Here is an 18,007-nt window from a genome sequence, read left to right on the forward strand (position 1 = left end):
ACTACGTACGGCCGCCGCGCGAGGTTCCCGGTCAGCCGGCGTTGGCCGCCTTCACCAGCGCGTCCTTGGTGACCGCGCCGACGTAGACCTTGCCGTCGTCCGTGATCAGGGCGTTGATCAGGCGGGTCTTGAAGACGGTGCCCTCGCCGAACTTGCCGGAGACCTTGTCGCCGAGCGAGTCCAGGAAGCCGCCGATGTCCCCGCCGGCCTCGGAGCCGGACGGGACGCCCTGGCCGCCGGTGTCGAAGGTGGCTATGGAGTCCCAACCGTCCCCGATGACGTTCAGTCCGTCGAGTCCGTCGTGGCCGTCCTTGCCGCGCTCGTCGGCCGACCCCTTGCCGGAGCCCTTGGACGGCTCGAGGGAGTGCTTGGGCGCCTCGGTGGCGTCCTCCTCCGTGACCTTCGCTCCCTTGGGCGGGGTGAAGTCGAAGGTCGAGGCGGCCGGCGCGGCGAAGCTGACCTGGGTGAAGCCGGCGTCCACGACGGCGGCACCGCCGCTCGCGGGCGTCAGGGTGAACTTCAGCGGCAGTCCCGTCTTCGCGTCCACGGCCACGGTGATCTGGCCGACCGTCGACCCCTCGTCCTTGGGCTTGATGACGAGCCGGTACGCGTCCCGTCCCGCGACCTGCGCGGTGCCCTGCACGGTCACCGAGGTGGTGTCGTCGGCGGCCTTGAGGGCGTCCTCGGCGAGGTCCTTGGGCGTGGCCGGGAGCTCTTCCTTCTGCTTTCCGTCGCTCTCGGAAGCCGTGGTGTGGAAGACCGAGTTCGACTTGCTGTCGTAGCCCCACACGTCCTTGCCGTTGTGGATGAGGCTGTACTCGGCGGCGTCCTCCAGGAGGGAGACCTTCTGCTTGTTCTCGCCGTCGGCCGCGACGCGCAGCGTGTGCGTGCCGGAGGCGAGCTCGGTGAGCTTGGTGGTCGGGTCGGCGGACGAGCCGTCGCCCGAGCCGGAGGGGCCGGCGGCGGAGCCCAGCGAGCTCTCCAGGCCTCCGAGGTCCGGGAGTCCCAGGTCCGTGGTGATCTTCACCGTGCCGGACAGCTGCTCCACGTCCGACGCGGCGATCTTCTCGATGAGTTCCTGTGCGCTGATCTTCGGCAGGTCGGGGTCGCCGGAGTCGGCGAGCGCCGGGACCAGCCCGATGGTCGCCGCGGCGATTCCCACCACCGTGGCCGGCACGACGTACCTCGCGGCCTTGCGCCGGCGCGCCGCGCGCAGTTCCTCGGCGTCGGCGGCGGTCGCGCTGTCGTCGGATTCGTACGGTGCCATGTGTGCCTTACCTCCGTCGTCGGCGGCGGCTGTCAACTCCCGTGCGTCCACCCTGTAGCCGCCATTCTCACCCGAATCGGTGAGGAGTGGTGTTTTCCGTGGTGTCCATCTGACCAAATCGGCCGTGACCATGCGTCAACCCTCGGGGCCAACTCCGCGTACACCTGGGGTATGACACGACACGGCGGCGCCCCCTACAACCCGTAGGGGGCGCCGCCGTGCCGGACGGGACCGCCCGGCCGAAAAACGTCAGCCCGCGCGGTGGACCACCGCGTCGCACAGCTCCATCAAGGCCGCCCTCGCGTCGCACTCCCGCAGCGGGGCCAGCGCCGCACGTGCCTCCTCCGCGTAGCGCACGGTGTCGCGGCGGGCCTGCTCCAGCGCCGGGTGCGCTCGCAGCGCGGCCAGCGCCTCGGCGTGCCGGGCGTCGTCCGTGAGGTCGGAGTCCAGCAGCTCGCACAGGGCGATGTCCTCCGGCAGGCCCAGCCGGGCGGCCCGCTCGCGCAGCCGCAGCACCGGCATGGTGGGGATGCCCTCGCGCAGGTCCGTGCCCGGGGTCTTGCCGGACTCGTGGGAGTCGGAGGCGATGTCCAGGACGTCGTCCGCGAGCTGGAAGGCGACGCCGAGGCGCTCGCCGTACTGGGTCAGGACGTCCACGACCGTCTCGTCGGCGCCCGACATCATCGCCCCGAAGCGGCACGCCACCGCCACCAGCGAGCCGGTCTTGCCGCCGAGCACGTCGAGGTAGTGCTCGACCGGGTCCCGGCCGTCCATCGGGCCGGCCGTCTCCAGGATCTGCCCGGTGACCAGGCGCTCGAACGCCTCGGCCTGCACCCGGACCGCCTCGGGGCCGAGGTCGGCCAGGATGTGCGAGGCGCGGGCGAAGAGGAAGTCGCCGGTCAGCACGGCCACCGAGTTGCCCCAGCGGGTGTTGGCGCTGTCGACGCCGCGGCGCACGGCGGCCTCGTCCATGACGTCGTCGTGGTACAGCGTCGCGAGGTGGGTCAGTTCCACCACGACGGCCGACGGCACGACGCCCGGCGCATGGCGGTCCCCGAACTGGGCGGCGAGCATCACCAGCAGCGGCCGGAAGCGCTTGCCGCCCGCCCGCACCAGATGCTGGGCGGCCTCCGTGATGAAGGGAACCTCGCTCTTGGTGGCCTCGAGCAGTCCCTCCTCGACAGCCGCCAATCCGGCCTGGACATCGGCTTCCAGAGCCTGGTCCCGCACGCTCAGCCCGAACGGCCCGACGACGGTCACGAGGGGTCTCCTGTCTGCTGGTGTCTACTGGCGGTTACACGGAATGTCGATAGGTCGCTGCCATCACTCGAGTCAGCGTATCCGGTCACCTTTGGATCACCGATAGCGCCCGCCCCGTCCATGCCGGGCGGTATCGGATCACGGTCGGTATGTTTTTGATCACGTGAAAAGAACGGATATCCATCGACTTGTAGGTAAGTAGTCACTGATGTCCGGACCCGGGTCGGCCCCGACTCACCCGGGCACGACCCGGACCTGCCTCGAACCTGTCCCGGACCCGCCCGGGAAGCCCTTCTCGTTTCACACGTGCCCTGCGCGACTCCACCCACGCGTGAACGTGCGGCCTTCCCGCGAGGCCGGCCATGAAGCGTCGCACCGGACGCGGGAGAAGCGGAACCCACGGACGGGCGGTTGACCACGAGTTGGGCACTCTTGACCGTTTTACCCCTCTTGCGATCACGCGTGACTTGGCTCACCCGACCCCACGGATCCGCACGCATCCGGAATGCACCGATCCGCCTTTCCCTGTGCGTCAGTTGAGGCTTGCTGTCGCAAAGGATCAAGTGCCCTAAATCGCCCTTACCAAGGTCAATAGGCATGGCATGTGAATTCGCCACTTGTTCCGGACATGTGCTCTCGCATACGTTCCCGGCCTGTCGGGCGGACGCCGAATCCTGCCACCGCCCATACACCCACCGAGAAACCACGGCAGGAGCGGGGGAACCAGGTAAGTCGCCGGATCGGGATGTCTTCGGGCATACCGGTACGGCTCGGGGTGAAGTCATGCCTTTTGCGGGCATGGCCGGGCAACTCCCGCCCGAACCCGACAGCTCACCTCGCAGGCGACGGAGAGGAACTTCGCCATGCCCGCTGCCGCTCAGCACCGCACCCCCCGCAAGAGCCGTTTGGCCCGCAAGCTCGCCGTCCTCGGCACCGGAGCCGCCGTACTGGCGCTCCCCCTCCTCGGCGCGACCAGCGCGTCCGCGGCCACCCCGACCGTGCAGACCGCGACCACGCTCGGGTACTCCAACACCCTCGACGGCTGGATCCGGGCCTCCCTCGCCGTCATGGCGGAGCACGGGATACCCGGCTCCTACAACGGCATCTACCGCAACGTCATCCGCGAGTCCTCCGGCAACCCGTGGGCCATCAACAACTGGGACTCCAACGCGGCCGCCGGCACCCCGTCCAAGGGCCTGCTCCAGGTGATCGACCCGACGTTCAACGCCTACCACGTGTCCAACACGCTGTGGGACCCGTACGACCCGGTCGCGAACATCACCGCGGCCTGCAACTACGCGGCCCAGCGGTACGGGTCGATCGACAACGTCTGGGGCGCGTACTAGGAACTACGCCTCAGGGAACAGTCTTTCGAGGACGACGGCGATGCCGTCGTCCTCGTTCGACAGGGTCACCTCGTCGGCCACGGCCCTGAGTTCGGGGTGGGCGTTGGCCATCGCGACCCCGTGGGCCGCCCAGTCGAACATGGGGATGTCGTTGGGCATGTCCCCGAAGGCGATCGTCACCTCCGGCCCGAGACCCAGGTGTTCGGCGGCCAGCGCGAGGCCCGTCGCCTTGGTGATGCCGCATGGCTGGAGTTCGACGGTTCCGGGCCCCGACATGGTGACCGTGGCCAGTGAGCCCACCACCGAGCGCGCCGTCCCCGCCAACTCGTCGTCGGACAGATAGGGGTGCCGCAGCAGCACCTTGCTGATCGGCTCGCACCACAGGTCGTCGCGCCGGTCGACCCGCACGGCGGGCAGCGTCGGGTGGGGCATCAGATACCCCGGCTCGATGAGCGTCAGCCCGTCCACGCCGTCCTGGTCCACGGCCGCGTACACCTGCCCCACCTCGGCCTCGATCTTCCCGAGCGCGGTCTCGGCCAGCTCCCGGTCCAGGTTCACCGACCACAGCAGACGGTCCGCGCCGGCGTCGTACACCTGCGCGCCCTGCCCGCACACCGCGAGCCCCGTGCTGCCCAGGTCGTCGAGGAGGGGCCGCACTCTGGGCGCCGGCCGACCCGTCACGACGAGATGCCGGGCCCCACCCGCCGCCACTCGCGCGAGCGCGGCCAACGACCGGTCCGAGAGGGTGTCGTCGGCACGCAGCAGCGTGCCGTCCAGGTCCGTGGCGATGAGTGAATATGCGGGGGAGGCGGCCATGATCAGAGAATACGGATGGTTGGGCCCATCGACTCGACGCGAACCGGACGGCTGCTGCTTTCACATCCGTTGACGTGTGTTCCGGTTCCGGTCACGCCGAGTCCCGGATCACCAGTTCCGTCGGGAGGATCACCCCGGCCGTGTCCTCGCCGGCGATCTGGGCGAGGAGCATGCGGACCATCTCGGCGCTGATGCGGTCGAAGGGCTGGCGCATGGTGGTCAGGGCGGGGGCGATGGCGGTGGCGGCCGGGGAGTCGTCGAAGCCGCCGACAGCGATGTCACCGGGGACCGAGCGCCCGGACTGCTGGAGGACGCCCACGACACCCAGCGCCATGAGGTCGGAGGCGACGAACACGGCGTCCATGTCGGGTGCTTGGGCGAGCAGCCGCCGGGCCGCCCGCTCGCCGCCGCTGCGCCGGAAGTCGCCCTCGACCACGAGCGCCGGGTCGTAGGGCAGGCCCGCCTCGGCGAGCACGTCCCGGTAGCCGGCCAGCCGGTCGGGGCCGCCCGGCATGTCCAGGGGCCCGGTGACCATGCCGACGCGGCGCCGGCCGCCCTCGAGCAGATGGCGGACCATCTCCTGCGCGCCGTCGCGGTCGGCGGCGGCCACGTAACTCACCTTGGAACCGAGCCCTATCGGCTTGCCGCAGACCACCAACGGGATCCCGGCCTCGTGCAGTTCGGCGGCGACCGGGTCACCGCTGTGGTTGGAGAGCAGCAGCACGCCGTCGACGTGGCCCGAGGTGATGTACCGGGTCAGCCGGCGTCTGTCGTCGTCGCTCTCGGCCAGCATCAGCAGCAGCGGGATGTCGAACTGGGCGAGCCGTTCGGTGCAACCACGCAGCAGGACGTTGAAGTTGGGGTCCTCGAAGAACTTCTCCTGCGGTTCCGTCAGCAGGAACGCCACCGAGTCCGACCGGCCCGTACTCAGGCTGCGCGCGTGCCGGTTGACCACGTACCCGGTCTTCCTGATGGCGGCCTCCACGGCCCGCCGGGCGGCCGGCGAGACGTAGTGGCCGCCGTTCAGGAAGCGGGAGACGGTGCCCCGCGAGACGCCGGCCTCCCGGGCCACGTCGTGGATGGTGGGAGGCCTGCGGCGGCCGTTCGCGCTGGTGGTCATGTTCCTCGTCAGCTAGAGACGTCAGCAGGAGAAGGGTTGTTCAGGCCTTGACCGAGCCGCTCAGCAGGTCCAGGGACCAGAACCGCTGGATCACCAGGAACAGACCGATCAGCGGCAGGATCGCCAGCAGACACCCGGTGATGACCAGGGTGTACAGCGCGGGCTGCGAGGCGCCCTGGGCGAGCAGCGTGTACAGGCCGAGGGTGATCGGGAACTTCTCGTCGTCGGCCAGCATCACGTACGGCAGCAGGAAGTTGTTCCAGATGCCGACGAACTGGAAGAGGAACACCGTGATCAGGCCCGGCATCATCATCGGTACGGCGATCCGCGAGAAGATCCTCCACTCGCTCGCGCCGTCCATGCGGGCCGCCTCCATCAGCTCGGCGGGCACGGACGCGGCCGCGTAGATGCGGACCAGGTAGACGCCGTACGGCGAGAGGATCGACGGCAGCAGCATCGACCAGTACGAGTCGGCCATGCCGAGTTTCGACAGCAGTAGGTACTGCGGTACGGCGAGCACGATGGACGGCACCAGGACGCCGGCCAGGATCATCTTGAAGACGGCCTCACGGCCGCGGAAGGCGAACCGGCCGAGCGCGTAGCCGCCGGCGGCGGAGACCGCGGCGGAGAGCAGGGCGCCGAAACCGGCGTAGAAGGCGGAGTTGGCCATCCAGCGCCAGAAGATGCCGTCCCGGTAGGCCGTCAGGTCGCTCAGGTTCTGGAAGAAGCCGCTGCCGGGGGCGAAGGTGAAGGTGGAGAAGAGCTCCGACCGGTCCTTGGTCGCCGCGACGACCACCCAGGCGATGGGGACCAGGCAGTACAGGGCGCCGAGGAGCAGCACGATCGTCGGCACCCAGGCGGTGCGGCGCGCTTTCGCGGCCTTGCCAGTGATGTCGGCGGTGAGGGTGAGGGGGGTCATGCCCGGTCCTCCCGGGTGTAGCGGTCGGAGACGCGCAGCAGGGTGAAGGAGAGGACGAACGTGGCCAGGGCCAGGACGACCGCGGTGGCTGAGGCGCCGTAGATGTCGGACTGCAGGAAGGCCTTGTCGTAGATGGCCATGAGCGGACTCCACGAGCTGGGCAGGCCGTTGGTGAGGGGCTTGAGGGTCATCGGCTCGGTGAAGACCTGGAGGGTGGCGATCACCGAGAAGAAGAAGGTGAGCACCAGGGAAGGCATCACGATCGGGATCTTGATCTTCAGGGCGATGTGCAGGTCGCTCGCGCCGTCGATCCTGGCCGCCTCGTAGATGTCCGGCGGGATCGCCCTGAGGGCGGTGTAGATGACGATCATGTTGAAGCCGGTGCCGCCCCAGACCGCGATGTTCGCGAAGGAGAGGTAGAGGTTGCCGCCGTCGAACAGGTCGGGCTGCGGGAGGCCGAACTTGTCGAGCAGGTAGTAGAAGGGGCTGACGTCCGGCAGATAGAGGAAGCCCCACATGAGGGCGGCGATGATGCCGGGCACCGCGTACGGCAGGAAGATCATCAGCCGGGCGAAGGGCGCGCTGCGGGCCTTCGGGGTGTCCAGCATCAGCGCGAAGAGCAGCGCGAGGCCCAGCATGGTCGGGATGACGATGAGGCCGTAGCCGAAGGCGCGCAGCACGCTGTGGCCGAACTCGGAGTCGTTCAGGACGTCGGTGTAGTTGCCGATGCCGTTCCAGACCTGTTGGCGGGCGCCCTTGCCGAGGCCGATGCCCTTGACCTGGACCTTGTGCAGGCTCAGCCAGATCGCGTACCCGATGGGGACGACGGTGAAGGCCGCGAAGAGGGTCAGGGTGGGCACCAGGAACCAGTACGGTGCGCTGCGGCCGCGACCACGGCGGCGGGGGCGGCTGGGGCGGACGGACTGGGCGGTGCCGGTGCCGTCCGCCAAGGGCCCGACCCCGGTGAGGTCGGAGCCCTTGAGCGGAGCGCTGGTCATGCCTCGGTCACCTCGAAGCCCTGCTTCTTCATGTCGCCGAAGGTCTTCGACTGCATGGTGGCGAGGGCGGAGTCGAACTGGGACTCCTTCTTCGCCTTGCTGGCCTTGCCGAACGCGTCCTGGAAGGTGGTGTAGGCCGTGTTGACGTTGGGGCCCCAGGCCGCGGTGGCCGTGGTGGCGGCGATCTCGCCGGCCGTGGTGTAGAAGTCCGCCTGGTCGGAGAAGAACTCCGGCGTGGTCAGGACGTCGCCGGACTGGCCCTTCGTCGCGGCCGGGTAGATCGCGACCTCCTTGACCAGGGCGGCCAGCGCCTCCGGGTCGGTGTTCAGCCAGGTGGCGAACTTGGCGGCGGCCTCGGCGTGCTTGGAGTCGGTGGAGACGCCGGTGGAGGAGCCGCCCCAGCTGCCGGTGACGTTCTCGCCGGACTTCCACTGCGGCAGCGGGGCCATGCGCCACTTGCCCTTGGTGTCGGGGGCGGAGGAGACCAGCACACCGGGCGCCCACACGGCGGAGACCCAGGCGAGATGGGTGCCCTTGTTGAGGGCGTTGTTCCAGGCCGGGGTGTACATCGGCTGGTTGTCGATGACGCCCTCCTGCACCAGGCCGCCCCAGAACTCGGCGACCTGCTGGGTGGCCGGGTCGTCGATGCCGACGGTCCACTTGCCGGACGGGTCGACGGTCCACCACTTGGCGCCGGCCTGCTGGGCGAGGCCCGCGAACAGACCGGGGTCGTTGGCGGAGAACGTGGTCAAGTAGGCGTCCGGGACGGCCTTCTTGGCGGCGCGGGCGGTCTCGGCGAACTCCGTCCAGGTCTTCGGGACGCTGAGTCCGTGCTTCTTGAAGAGGTCGTCGCGGTAGTAGAACATCAGCGGCCCGGCGTCCTGCGGGATCGCGTAGAGGGCGTCCGTGCCGAGGGTGACCATGCCCCACAGGCCCTCGGCGAACTGGGACTTGGTGTCGCCCGCGTACTTGGTGATGTCGGCGAGGACGTCGTTGGAGACCAGGGTCGGCAGGGACTGGTACTCGACCTGGATGAGGTCGGGGGCGTTGCCGGCCTTCTTCGCGGTGATCAGCTTGGAGACGATCTCGCCGCCGCTGGCCTGCTTGGACACGGTGACCGTGATGTCCGGGTTCTTCTTGTTCCAGATCGCGGCGACCTTCTCCATGTTCGGCGCCCACGACCAGTAGGTCAGCTTGACGGGCCCGCTGTCGCTGTCCCCGGAGTCGTCGTCCGAACCGCCGCAGGCGGCGAGAGTGCTCGTGAGGCCGAGGGCTGCGGCCCCGGCAAGGATGCTGCGCCTGCTGATCTGGCGGCGGTTGATCGCCATCTTCATCTCCCCTGACGTGGAACCAGCCGGTCTCGAGACGTCCCGCGTTCGCGGCAACCGCCGTGGGGGGAGGTTCTGCGGACGTGACCGAGAGGCTGTGCGCGAGGGCCGCGCGGCTCTGTGATCGTGCACAGTAGAGAATTGTTTCGGCCCCTTGTCAATGGCGAGGCTGTGCGGTTATCTACTTGTTGCCCGCCGATGACAGGGGTGAGGAGCGCTGTGCACGATCACAGAAAATGAGGGTTTTCTCGGTCGTCAGGCGTTTCGCCGGCTCTCCTCACCCCGTTCTCCGGCCCTCCCTCGAGCCTCCTCCGGGCCACTGCCCGGCCACCGCCCGGCCGCCGAAGTCACCGCAGAGCCGGTATCCCCGTGACCGTCCGCGAAAGGACCCTTTGAGATGCGCAGACGCAGTGTTCTCACCGCTGCCGGAGCCGCCGCGCTGGCAGCTCCCGTACTGGGGGCGGTGCCGGCTGTGGCTGCGCCGGCCGCTGCTTCGACGGGCGGCCGGAGCCGTCTCGAGATCCGGGGCATCGACATCTCCTCGCTGCCGAAGAACGAGGACCACGGCGCCGTGTACCGCACCGCCGACGGCCGCCGTGCGGACCCGATCCGCCTGATCGCACAGGCCGGTGTCACCCACGCCCGCCTCAAGGTGTGGGTCAACCCGGCCGACGGCTACAACGACAAGGCGCACATCCTGCCGCTCGCCCGCCGCCTGAAGCGGGCCGGGATCGGCATCTGGATCGACTTCCACTACTCCGACAGCTGGGCCGACCCCGCCCACCAGACCAAGCCGGCCGCCTGGGCGGACCTGGACGTGGCGGGCCTGACACGCGCGGTGTACGACCACACGGCCGACGTCCTCGGAGCACTGAAGCGGCAGGGCACCCCGGCTCAACTCGTGCAGATCGGCAATGAGTTGAACGGTGGGCTGATCTGGCCCGAGGGCAACTGGGAGCACTTCGACACCATGACCGCCTTCCTCAAGGCCGGTCTGAGCGCGGCTCGTGACACCACCCCGCGCGTCCGCACGATCCTGCACCTGGCGAACGGCGGCGACAACGGGCTGTACCGCTGGTGGTTCGACAACGTCATGTCGTACGGCGTCGACTTCGACGTCATCGGGCTGTCCTACTACCCGTTCTGGCACGGGCCGATCGCGAACGCCGCCGCCAACATGGCGGACATCACGGCGCGTTACGGCAAGCCGTGCGTGATCGCGGAGACGGCGTACCCGTTCACGCTGGAGAGCGAGGACGACGTCAACGACATCATGAACAGCCCCTCGCAGCTGACCGACGGCTACCCCGCCACGCCCGCGGGCCAGGCCGCCTGGCTGCGCATGGTGGCCGACCTCGCCGCCGGTGTCCCGGGCGGGCAGGGGCTGGGCTACTGCTACTGGGAAGGGCTGTGGACCTACCGCGCGGGCAGCGGCTGGGACCCGGCGGACCCGGCCTCGGGCAACGCGTGGGAGAACCTCGCGCTGTTCGACTTCGAGGACAGGGCGCTGCCGGGGTTGCGGACGTTGGGGGGTTATCGGGGGTAGGGGGCGGGGGGTGCGGGGGCGTTGGGGTGCGGGGCGGAGGTGCATCGGGGTGCGGGGTGTGTTCGGCGGCTGCGGGCGCGTCGTGGCTGGTCGCGCAGTTCCCCGCGCCCCCGGGTGGGACACGTACACCGGTGTACGGCGGACCCGGTGCGTCGCTGGACGTCGCGCAGTTCCCCGCGCCCCCGGGTGGGACACCCGTACCGGTGTACGGAGGGAACCGGCGCTTCACCGGACGTTGCGCGGTTTCCCGCGCCCCCGGGTGGGCTGTCGGGGCGAGGTGTAGCCGGCTACACCCCGGATACGGCAGGCAGCTCCCTCGTGGCGGCGGGGCGGGGGCGGAATCGTGGGCGGTACCGAAATCCGTCCCGAGAAAGGGCTGGCCACTGCCATGCGTCGTCGCCGTAGTCTCACCGTCGCCACCGCTCTGACCGCTGTCGCCCTCACCGCCGTCCTCGTCACCGGCTGCGATCCCAAGGACGTCGACAACTCCCTGGACTGCGTGTCCAACGCCGACACCATCGCCGACAGCATCAAGTCCATCCACGAGGCCGGTTGGGACGCGGTGAAGGACCCGTCGAAGACCGACGAGTCCATCGACACGATCGACAAGAACGTCGACAAGATCAACAAGATGCAGGACGACTCGGGCGACAGCAAGGTCGACAAGGCTGTCGACGACCTCGACAAGGCGATCAAGGACTACAACAAGTCCATCCTCAACGGTGACACCAGCCCCGACTCCAGCAAGATCGACGCGGCGGCGGACAGGCTGAAGGACGTCTGCAGCTCGTGATCTCGCGTACGGGTTGGTACACCTACCCGTGCGCCGCCGCCAGATGCCGGGCCAGCCTCGGGGAGGCGAACTCCGTGCCGCACACGAAGCGCATCACCGGGCCGTACGACGCCGCCGCAGGGAGGCCCGTGAAGTACAGGCCCGGTACGGAGGAGACGTATCCGGCGCCGAGCCTGGGCGTGCCGCGGCTGACCGCGAGCGTGCTGCGCAGTTCGTGGCCGAGGAAGTCCATCGCGGCGAGGTCGACGCGGTAGCCGGTGGCCGCGATGACATGGTCGGCCGGCAGGCGGTCCGTGCCTCCCGTGTGCGTGCGGACCGTGAGCGCCGGACGGCCGTCGGAGGTGTCCGCGGTGAGGATTCGCTCCACCTCGCTGACCTGCACCTTGTCCTCGAAGCGGTCACGCAGCCACCACGCGCCGAGCGGGCCGAGGACCCGCCGGACCAGGTAGTGGCGGGCGCCGGCCGGGAGACGGCGGTAGGGGTGCGGGTAGTAACTCAGGGCCCACAGCGACCAGGCACGGCCGAAGGGCGACTCGGGGCGCAGCCTCGGCTGCTTCCACGGCGGCGCGCCGAAGTCCACGCTGCCGCGTCCGCGCGCGACCACCCGGACCTGCGCGCCCGCCTCCGCCGCGAGGGCCGCCGTCTCCAGCGCGGACTGGCCGGCGCCGACGACGATCAGCTCCTTGCCGGAGTAGCGGGTGAGGTCGTGGTGCTGGGAGCTGTGGGAGACCGCGCCGGTGGGGGCGGGGCCGTCGGGTGCGGCGGAGGCCAGTTCCGGGGGCAGGTGGGACAGCCCGGACAGCCCGGTGGCGACCACGACCGCCCGCGCGGTGAACGACTCCCCGGAGTCGAGCTTGAGCTGGAAGCCGCCCCGCTCACTGCGGTCCACGGACACCACCCGCACCTGCTCCAGCTCGGGCACCAGCTTCTGCTGGAACCACTGGCCGTAGTCGATGAAGGTCTCCACGGGGATGATGTCCTCGTCGGTCACCAGCCGGGGGATCCCCGCCGCGTCGCAGTAGTCGACGAGGGTGTGCCCGCGCTGTGGAGCGTCGAAGTTGGAGGCGGCCGGGGTCGACTTGAGGAGCATGCCTGCGGGCATGCTGTCACGCCAGCTGACCATGGGGTCGCCGAAGACGCGCACGGGTATGCCGCGCGCCCGCAGATGGGCCGCGGTCGACAGGCCGAAGGGCCCGGCGCCGATGACTGCTACCGGATGGATCACGAAGTCCCTCCCCAGGACGTCACTTCGTCACTTCGTGGTCGTACGAGTTGCTTGGTTCTACGTGCTTATTGCTCCTTGCTTGTTGCTCCTTGCCTGGTGCTACTTCCTGGCACTGCGGTGGTGGGCCCGCCACAGCTGGTAGAGATGCTTCGCGCCGGGTCGCACGAAGCGCCCGAGCATGGTGACGAACGGCAGCAGGTCGTCACCCGCGAGCCAGGCCAGCTCGGTCCCGCTGGGCCGCTTCGGCGCGTGCGGGGTCGTATAGCCGCTGCGGCGGTAGGCGAGCAGGGCGGGCAGGTCGATGTTCTCCACGACATAGCGGTGGCCGGCCCGCTGTTCCCCCTCCGGAACGGCGCGCCCGGTGAGATCCAGGTGCATGGCGCGGACGACGTCCACCCCCGACTCGCTTTCGAAGAGCCGGAACTGGGCGCCCATGCGTGGGTTGAAGTCGAGCAGTTTGTACTGACCGTCGCGCCGGTCGAAGCGCAGGTCGAGGTCGATGATGCCGGTGTAGCCGATCTGTTTGATGAAACGCGCGGCGAGGTCCGCGAGTTCCGGATTGTCGACGACGTACGCGTTCGCCGTCATGCCCGCGTGCGGCGGCCACGAACGCACCTTGACGCCGGTGAACAGGGCCAGCGGTGTGGAGTTGGCGTCGAAGTAGGCGTGCACGATCCAGTCCTCGGCCTCCTCTCGTGGCAGGTACTCCTGAAGGATCACCCCGGGCCGCTCGCCCCAGTCACGGGCGAGGGCGAGCAGCCCTTCGCGGGTGGCGATGCGTGTCGTGCCGTTGACCGCGGGCCGTGTGCGGCGTACGAACGCCTCGCGGTTCTTGGCCACCACCGGGAAGCGGGCCTTCTCGGCGAAGGCCACGATGTCGTCGTACGACTGCGGGAAGGCGGCCTCCGGGCTCGCTATCCCGTGCTCCACGCATAGTTCGTGCAGGCCCTGTTTGCTGGCCAGGCGGCGCGGCAGACCGGGCTCCACGCGCGGGAAGAGGAAACGCCCGAAGAGGTCGCTCTGGTGCTCGGCGATCAGGACCGCCGCCTCCTCGTCGGTCGGTACGAGGACGGCGGGGCGGCCGATGCGGCGCCCGATCCGGATCAGTCCCTCGATCAGCCGGCCCGGGTCCTCGGTGCCGGTCGTCGGCCAGACGACGGCGCGCGTGAGGTACCGGGAGGCGGCCGCGGGTGTGTAACGGTCCTCCGTGATGGCGTACATGGGCACGCCGAGGCGGCCCAGACTGCGGATCGCGCCCACGCCGCCGTGGTGCAGCGGGTAGTCGCCGAACTTGACGATCAAGGCCGGTACGTCCTGGTCAGCCCTGAATGGCACACTGCTCGCACTCCTGGCCACGGTCCCCCCACGCGTCCCCCAACGGACGCGATCCCACCCATCCCGTCCGTGCTCGCAAAGGACGCTAAGCCGGAATGGAAGCCTCCGACTATCCCTTAACAGGACATTGCGAACTCTTTAGCCGCAATGCCAACCCTGGAGCCACTGCCGCGACGGGCGCCTCAGCCGTAACGTGTGGCGCGACCATCTGCACCGCACGGCATGCGCGAGAGTGAGGCAGTACCCCATGCCCTCCTTCGATGTCCCCTTCGACGTGCCCGAGGGCGACCCCTTCGGTCCGCACAACCTTCCGTACGGAGTCTTCTCGACCGCGTCCTCCCAGCGGACCGTCGGCGTCCGGCTCGGCGACCACGTCCTCGACGCGGGCGCGGCGGCCGCCGCCCTCGGCTCCCCTTACGTCTCCCTGCTCGCCCAACCCTCGTTGGGGCCCTTGCTGGCCGCGGGGCGGACGGCCTGGTCGGACGTCCGGCGGGCGCTGACCGCGTGGGTGACGGTGCCGGCGCACCAGGAGGCGATCGCGGGCTTCTTCCACCCGCTGCCGTCCGTCGACCTCCATCTCCCCTTCGAGGTCGCGGACTACGTCGACTTCTACGCCTCCGAGAATCATGCGCGGAACGTCGGCCAGATCTTCCGGCCCGACGCCGCCGACTCCCTGACCCCCAACTGGAAGCACCTGCCCATCGGTTACCACGGCCGCGCGGGGACGGTGGTGGTGTCGGGGACGGATGTCGTACGGCCGTCAGGGCAGCGGAAGGCCCCCTCCGACGCCGTTCCCGTGTTCGGCCCGTCCGTGCGGCTCGACATCGAGGCGGAGGTCGGCTTCGTGGTCGGCGTGCCGTCGGAGCTCGGGCGGCCGGTCGGGCTCGGTGACTTCCGGGAGCACGTCTTCGGGCTGTGCCTGCTCAACGACTGGTCGGCGCGGGACGTCCAGGCCTGGGAGTACGTCCCCCTCGGCCCGTTCCTCGGAAAGTCCTTCGCCACGTCGGTGTCGGCGTGGATCACCCCGCTGGACGCGCTGGAGGAGGCCCGGGTGGCGCCTCCCGAGCGGACGCACGAACTGCTGCCGTATCTGGACGACACCGCGTCCGACGCGGAGCCGGGCGGCTACGACCTGCGGATCACCGTCGCGATCAACGGCCATGTGGTGTCGGAGCCGCCCTTCTCCACCATGTACTGGACGGCGGCCCAGCAACTGGCGCACATGACGGTGAACGGGGCCTCGCTCAGGACCGGTGACCTGTACGGGTCGGGCACGGTGAGCGGGCCCTCCGCGGGCGAGCGGGGGTCGCTGCTGGAGCTGACCTGGAACGGACGGGACGTGCTGGAACTCCCCGACGGCAAGCGGACGTTCCTCGAGGACGGGGACGTGGTGACGATGTCGGCGTGGGCTCCTGGTCCGGGCGGGGTCCGGGTGGGGCTGGGGGACGTGGCGGGGCGGGTGGTTCCCGGGGGTGCGTGAGGTCTCGGGCGGGCGCGGGACTCCGGTGCGCGTGCAGCCTCCGGCGGCGCGTGGGACTCCGGTGCGCGTAGGCCTCCGACGGGCGCGTGAGGCTTCCGCGGTCCGAGATCTCCGGGGCGGGTGAGACCTCCGGGGTTGTCCGAGTCCTGCCGTAAGCCGTCCGCTCCCGGCATACTGGCGGCGGGCGGCAAGCGTGGGACGACGTATGGCCGCCGCTTCGAACCCGCCTCACCCGCACCACCGCACCACCGCCTCACCCGCACCACTCCGTCTCTGTACCTCCGCCCCTTCCTCCGACCAGGATCCGGAGCCCGTGGCATGATCCTCTGCCTGCTCCTGCTCAGCACCGTCGCTGCGGCGGCCGCCGTGCCGGTTCCGCGTGCGCTCACACGGGCCGCGTGGCCCGAACGGGAACCGGTGGTCGGCCTGTGGGTGTGGCAGTGCCTGGTCGCCACGGTTCTGCTGTGCTGCCTCACGGCGTTGGTCCTGGGGGCGGCGGCGGTCTTCCACACGGTCCGCGACCATGTGTTCGCCCCGGCGCCGCCGGCCGTGACCGCGGCGTACGACCTCTCGGCCGCGCCGGTCTGGGCCACCGTGCTGACCCTGCTGCTGGCGAGCGGGGCCGCGTGGACCACGGCGATGCTGGGCCGTGAACTGGCGGAGGCCCGTCGACGGCACGGTGTCGCCCGCGCGCATCTGCGGGAACGCGCGCCGGACCTGCCGGCCGGGCTGGACGCGGGGGCGCGCGGCCCGCTGCTGGTCCTGGAGGACGAGTACCCGGACGCCTGGTGGATGCCGGGCAACCCGCCGCAGCTGATCGTGACGACCGGTGCGCTGCACCGCCTCACCGACCACCAGCTGAACGCTGTCCTCGCCCACGAGCGGGGGCATGCGCGCGCCCGCCACGACTGGCTGCTGCATCTCTCGACGGCACTGGCCACGGGGTTCCCGCGGGTTCCGCTCTTCGCCCACTTCTGCGACCAGACGCACCGCCTGGTGGAGCTGGCCGCGGACGACACGGCGTCACGCCGGTGCGGTCATCTGACCACCGCGCTGGCCCTGATCGAGCTGAACCAGCACCGGGGTGTGCTGTCGTGTGCGTCCAGCCACCGGTTGCTGGGCGAGCGGGTCGACCGGCTGCTGGAGCCTCCGCCGCGGTGGCTGCGCCGGCAGCGGGCGCTGACCACGGCTACGGCCGCGCTGGTGCCGTTGCTGCCGCTGCTGATCGTGTTCGGGCCGGGGTTGTCGGCGCTGGCGTAGGTCGGCGGTCGCCGGCGTAGTCGGTCGGATGTCGACGTAGTCGGTCGGATGTCGGCTGCGGGCCGGTGGGGGCTGGGCGCGCAGTTCCCCGCGCCCCTGAGTGGGTGCGGTCACGCCTGTCTTCTTCGCCAGGTGGCACATCTCACGCCGTGGTACTAGAAACCGCAGGTCAGCGGCGAATCTGTCGTGGCGTCAGGTGGCGCAACAATCCCGCAACACTGCATTTCCTACCGTCTCGGTATGGTTCCAGCCATGCCACCCACCGACCGTATCCGGGACCACGCCGGCCAGGGCGCGACCACCGTCGCGGCCCGGGCCCGGCGCCGGCTGCGTGCGGACCAGGCACGGCAGCTCGCCGACCTCCTCCGTCATCAGCTCCTCACCGACGGCTTCCCGGACGGCACCCTCCCCCACGAGACGACCCTCGCCACCGACTACCGCGCCTCCCGCAACACGGTCCGCCAAGCCCTGGACCTGCTCCGCGCGGAAGGCCTGGTCGAACGCCTCCCCGGCGTCGGCACCGTGATCGTGGGCCACAAGTACCCCCACGGCCTGAACCGTCTGATGGGCCTCGCGGAAACCCTCCACGAACACGGCACGGTCACCAACGAGGTCCGCACCATGGGCCCCGCCCCCGCACCGCACCCGGTGGCCCAGCGCCTCCAGATCCCACCCGGCACCGACGTCCTCTACATAGAGCGCCTGCGCCGCCTGAACGGCCTCCCCCTCTCCCTCGACCTCACGTACGTCCCCCTCGACATCGGCACCTCTCTTCTCGGCGCCGACCTGGAGAACACCGACGTCTTCCGGCTCCTGGAGGCGATCACCGGCCAGGGCCTCGGCCACGCCGAGATCACCCTGGAGGCGGTGAACGCGGACGTCCACTCCGCCGCCGTACTGGAAGCCCCGCGCGGCGCGGCCGTCCTGATGCTGGAACGTCTCACGCACCTCGCCGACGGCCGCCCGGTGGATCTGGAGTTCATCCGCTTCCGCGGCGACCGCATCACGATGAGCGGTCTGCTGCACCGCTCGCTCTGACCTCTCCCCTTCCCTTTCCGCCCCGTTTCCCGGAGACAGCCATGCCCTTGGTGCCCCAGCGGGCCGACGTGCCCGTGACCATCGACGAGTCGAAGTGCATCGACGGCTGCACGCTCTGCGTGGACATGTGCCCGCTGGACTCCCTGGCCATCGACAACAGCAGCGGCAAGGCCTACATGCACGTCGACGAGTGCTGGTACTGCGGCCCGTGCGCGGCCCGCTGTCCCACCGGAGCCGTCACGGTCAACATGCCCTATCTGCTCCGGTGAGAGGCCC

16 protein-coding genes and 1 riboswitch are annotated in these 18,007 nt (G+C 70.0%); of the genes, 7 read left to right on the forward strand and 9 right to left on the reverse strand.

The window, feature by feature from the left end:
• Positions 1-31 precede the first annotated feature (31 nt).
• Together ACFYRX_RS04430 and ACFYRX_RS04435 are read right to left on the reverse strand one after the other, a co-directional pair.
• Positions 32-1,267 (reverse strand): outer membrane lipoprotein carrier protein LolA, encoded by a 1,236-nt coding sequence (locus ACFYRX_RS04430; RefSeq protein ID WP_389096489.1) that lies wholly within the window; start codon positions 1,265-1,267, stop codon positions 32-34.
• 249 nt (positions 1,268-1,516) lie between these two features.
• Complete coding sequence (locus tag ACFYRX_RS04435; RefSeq protein WP_389096491.1) at positions 1,517-2,527, reverse strand: polyprenyl synthetase family protein; 1,011 nt, start codon at positions 2,525-2,527, stop codon at positions 1,517-1,519.
• A gap of 655 nt (positions 2,528-3,182) precedes the next feature.
• Positions 3,183-3,385, forward strand: a riboswitch (cyclic di-AMP (ydaO/yuaA leader).
• A gap of 5 nt (positions 3,386-3,390) precedes the next feature.
• Between ACFYRX_RS04435 and ACFYRX_RS04440 the strand changes: the two genes are divergently transcribed.
• Positions 3,391-3,873 (forward strand): transglycosylase SLT domain-containing protein, encoded by a 483-nt coding sequence (locus ACFYRX_RS04440; RefSeq protein WP_389096494.1) that lies wholly within the window; start codon positions 3,391-3,393, stop codon positions 3,871-3,873.
• Between the two features lie 3 nt (positions 3,874-3,876).
• On the opposite strand, the gene ACFYRX_RS04445 is transcribed toward ACFYRX_RS04440, so the two are convergent.
• The 5 genes from ACFYRX_RS04445 to ACFYRX_RS04465 all read right to left on the reverse strand — a co-directional run bounded on the left by ACFYRX_RS04445 (position 3,877) and on the right by ACFYRX_RS04465 (position 9,060).
• Positions 3,877-4,689, reverse strand: a complete 813-nt coding sequence (locus ACFYRX_RS04445; RefSeq protein WP_389096496.1) for an HAD family hydrolase — start codon at positions 4,687-4,689, stop codon at positions 3,877-3,879.
• A gap of 91 nt (positions 4,690-4,780) precedes the next feature.
• Complete coding sequence (locus ACFYRX_RS04450) at positions 4,781-5,809, reverse strand: LacI family DNA-binding transcriptional regulator (RefSeq protein WP_389096498.1); 1,029 nt, start codon at positions 5,807-5,809, stop codon at positions 4,781-4,783.
• A gap of 40 nt (positions 5,810-5,849) precedes the next feature.
• Positions 5,850-6,728 carry a carbohydrate ABC transporter permease gene (locus ACFYRX_RS04455; protein ID WP_389096500.1) on the reverse strand — a complete coding sequence of 293 codons (879 nt, stop codon included), beginning with the start codon at positions 6,726-6,728 and terminating at the stop codon, positions 5,850-5,852.
• Positions 6,725-7,726, reverse strand: a complete 1,002-nt coding sequence (locus tag ACFYRX_RS04460; RefSeq protein WP_389096502.1) for a carbohydrate ABC transporter permease — start codon at positions 7,724-7,726, stop codon at positions 6,725-6,727. The genes ACFYRX_RS04455 and ACFYRX_RS04460 overlap by 4 nt, the downstream gene beginning before the upstream one ends.
• Entirely contained in the window at positions 7,723-9,060 is a 1,338-nt protein-coding gene (locus ACFYRX_RS04465) for an ABC transporter substrate-binding protein (RefSeq protein WP_389096504.1), read from the reverse strand. The genes ACFYRX_RS04460 and ACFYRX_RS04465 overlap by 4 nt, the downstream gene beginning before the upstream one ends.
• Positions 9,061-9,451: 391 nt before the next feature.
• Between ACFYRX_RS04465 and ACFYRX_RS04470 the strand changes: the two genes are divergently transcribed.
• Positions 9,452-10,600, forward strand: a complete 1,149-nt coding sequence (locus ACFYRX_RS04470) for an arabinogalactan endo-beta-1,4-galactanase (protein WP_389096506.1) — start codon at positions 9,452-9,454, stop codon at positions 10,598-10,600.
• Positions 10,601-10,988: 388 nt separating this feature from the next.
• A complete protein-coding gene (locus ACFYRX_RS04475) occupies positions 10,989-11,393 on the forward strand; it encodes a hypothetical protein (protein WP_389096508.1) in 405 nt (134 codons plus the stop codon).
• A gap of 22 nt (positions 11,394-11,415) precedes the next feature.
• Here ACFYRX_RS04475 and ACFYRX_RS04480 read toward each other — a convergent pair whose 3' ends face one another.
• Positions 11,416-12,618 (reverse strand): FAD-dependent oxidoreductase, encoded by a 1,203-nt coding sequence (locus ACFYRX_RS04480; protein ID WP_389096510.1) that lies wholly within the window; start codon positions 12,616-12,618, stop codon positions 11,416-11,418.
• A 99-nt stretch (positions 12,619-12,717) separates the two neighbouring features.
• On the reverse strand, positions 12,718-13,953 hold the full coding sequence (locus ACFYRX_RS04485) for an ATP-grasp domain-containing protein (RefSeq protein ID WP_389096512.1): 1,236 nt from the start codon (positions 13,951-13,953) through the stop codon (positions 12,718-12,720).
• A gap of 247 nt (positions 13,954-14,200) precedes the next feature.
• Between ACFYRX_RS04485 and fahA the strand changes: the two genes are divergently transcribed.
• From fahA to ACFYRX_RS04505, 4 genes are all read left to right on the forward strand, one after another.
• Positions 14,201-15,433 carry a fumarylacetoacetase gene (gene fahA, locus ACFYRX_RS04490; protein WP_389096513.1) on the forward strand — a complete coding sequence of 411 codons (1,233 nt, stop codon included), beginning with the start codon at positions 14,201-14,203 and terminating at the stop codon, positions 15,431-15,433.
• A 318-nt stretch (positions 15,434-15,751) separates the two neighbouring features.
• Entirely contained in the window at positions 15,752-16,693 is a 942-nt protein-coding gene (locus ACFYRX_RS04495; protein WP_389096515.1) for a M56 family metallopeptidase, read from the forward strand.
• A 252-nt stretch (positions 16,694-16,945) separates the two neighbouring features.
• Complete coding sequence (locus ACFYRX_RS04500; RefSeq protein ID WP_389096517.1) at positions 16,946-17,731, forward strand: GntR family transcriptional regulator; 786 nt, start codon at positions 16,946-16,948, stop codon at positions 17,729-17,731.
• A 41-nt stretch (positions 17,732-17,772) separates the two neighbouring features.
• Positions 17,773-18,000 (forward strand): ferredoxin family protein, encoded by a 228-nt coding sequence (locus tag ACFYRX_RS04505; RefSeq protein WP_007383981.1) that lies wholly within the window; start codon positions 17,773-17,775, stop codon positions 17,998-18,000.
• Positions 18,001-18,007 lie beyond the last annotated feature (7 nt).

The organism is Streptomyces sp. NPDC005374 (assembly GCF_042872225.1).
In the GTDB taxonomy this organism is placed as follows: domain Bacteria; phylum Actinomycetota; class Actinomycetes; order Streptomycetales; family Streptomycetaceae; genus Streptomyces.

Bases quoted from the DNA above. Each gene is read 5' to 3' on its own strand.
- ACFYRX_RS04495 (WP_389096515.1), top strand. From the start codon at position 15,752: ATGATCCTCTGCCTGCTCCTGCTCAGCACCGTCGCTGCGGCGGCCGCC.
- ACFYRX_RS04460 (WP_389096502.1), bottom strand. From the start codon at position 7,726: ATGACCAGCGCTCCGCTCAAGGGCTCCGACCTCACCGGGGTCGGGCCC.
- ACFYRX_RS04455 (WP_389096500.1), bottom strand. From the start codon at position 6,728: ATGACCCCCCTCACCCTCACCGCCGACATCACTGGCAAGGCCGCGAAA.
- ACFYRX_RS04465 (WP_389096504.1), bottom strand. From the start codon at position 9,060: ATGAAGATGGCGATCAACCGCCGCCAGATCAGCAGGCGCAGCATCCTT.
- ACFYRX_RS04500 (WP_389096517.1), top strand. From the start codon at position 16,946: ATGCCACCCACCGACCGTATCCGGGACCACGCCGGCCAGGGCGCGACC.
- ACFYRX_RS04445 (WP_389096496.1), bottom strand. From the start codon at position 4,689: ATGGCCGCCTCCCCCGCATATTCACTCATCGCCACGGACCTGGACGGC.
- fahA (WP_389096513.1), top strand. From the start codon at position 14,201: ATGCCCTCCTTCGATGTCCCCTTCGACGTGCCCGAGGGCGACCCCTTC.
- ACFYRX_RS04505 (WP_007383981.1), top strand. From the start codon at position 17,773: ATGCCCTTGGTGCCCCAGCGGGCCGACGTGCCCGTGACCATCGACGAG.
- ACFYRX_RS04450 (WP_389096498.1), bottom strand. From the start codon at position 5,809: ATGACCACCAGCGCGAACGGCCGCCGCAGGCCTCCCACCATCCACGAC.
- ACFYRX_RS04440 (WP_389096494.1), top strand. From the start codon at position 3,391: ATGCCCGCTGCCGCTCAGCACCGCACCCCCCGCAAGAGCCGTTTGGCC.
- ACFYRX_RS04475 (WP_389096508.1), top strand. From the start codon at position 10,989: ATGCGTCGTCGCCGTAGTCTCACCGTCGCCACCGCTCTGACCGCTGTC.
- ACFYRX_RS04430 (WP_389096489.1), bottom strand. From the start codon at position 1,267: ATGGCACCGTACGAATCCGACGACAGCGCGACCGCCGCCGACGCCGAG.
- ACFYRX_RS04470 (WP_389096506.1), top strand. From the start codon at position 9,452: ATGCGCAGACGCAGTGTTCTCACCGCTGCCGGAGCCGCCGCGCTGGCA.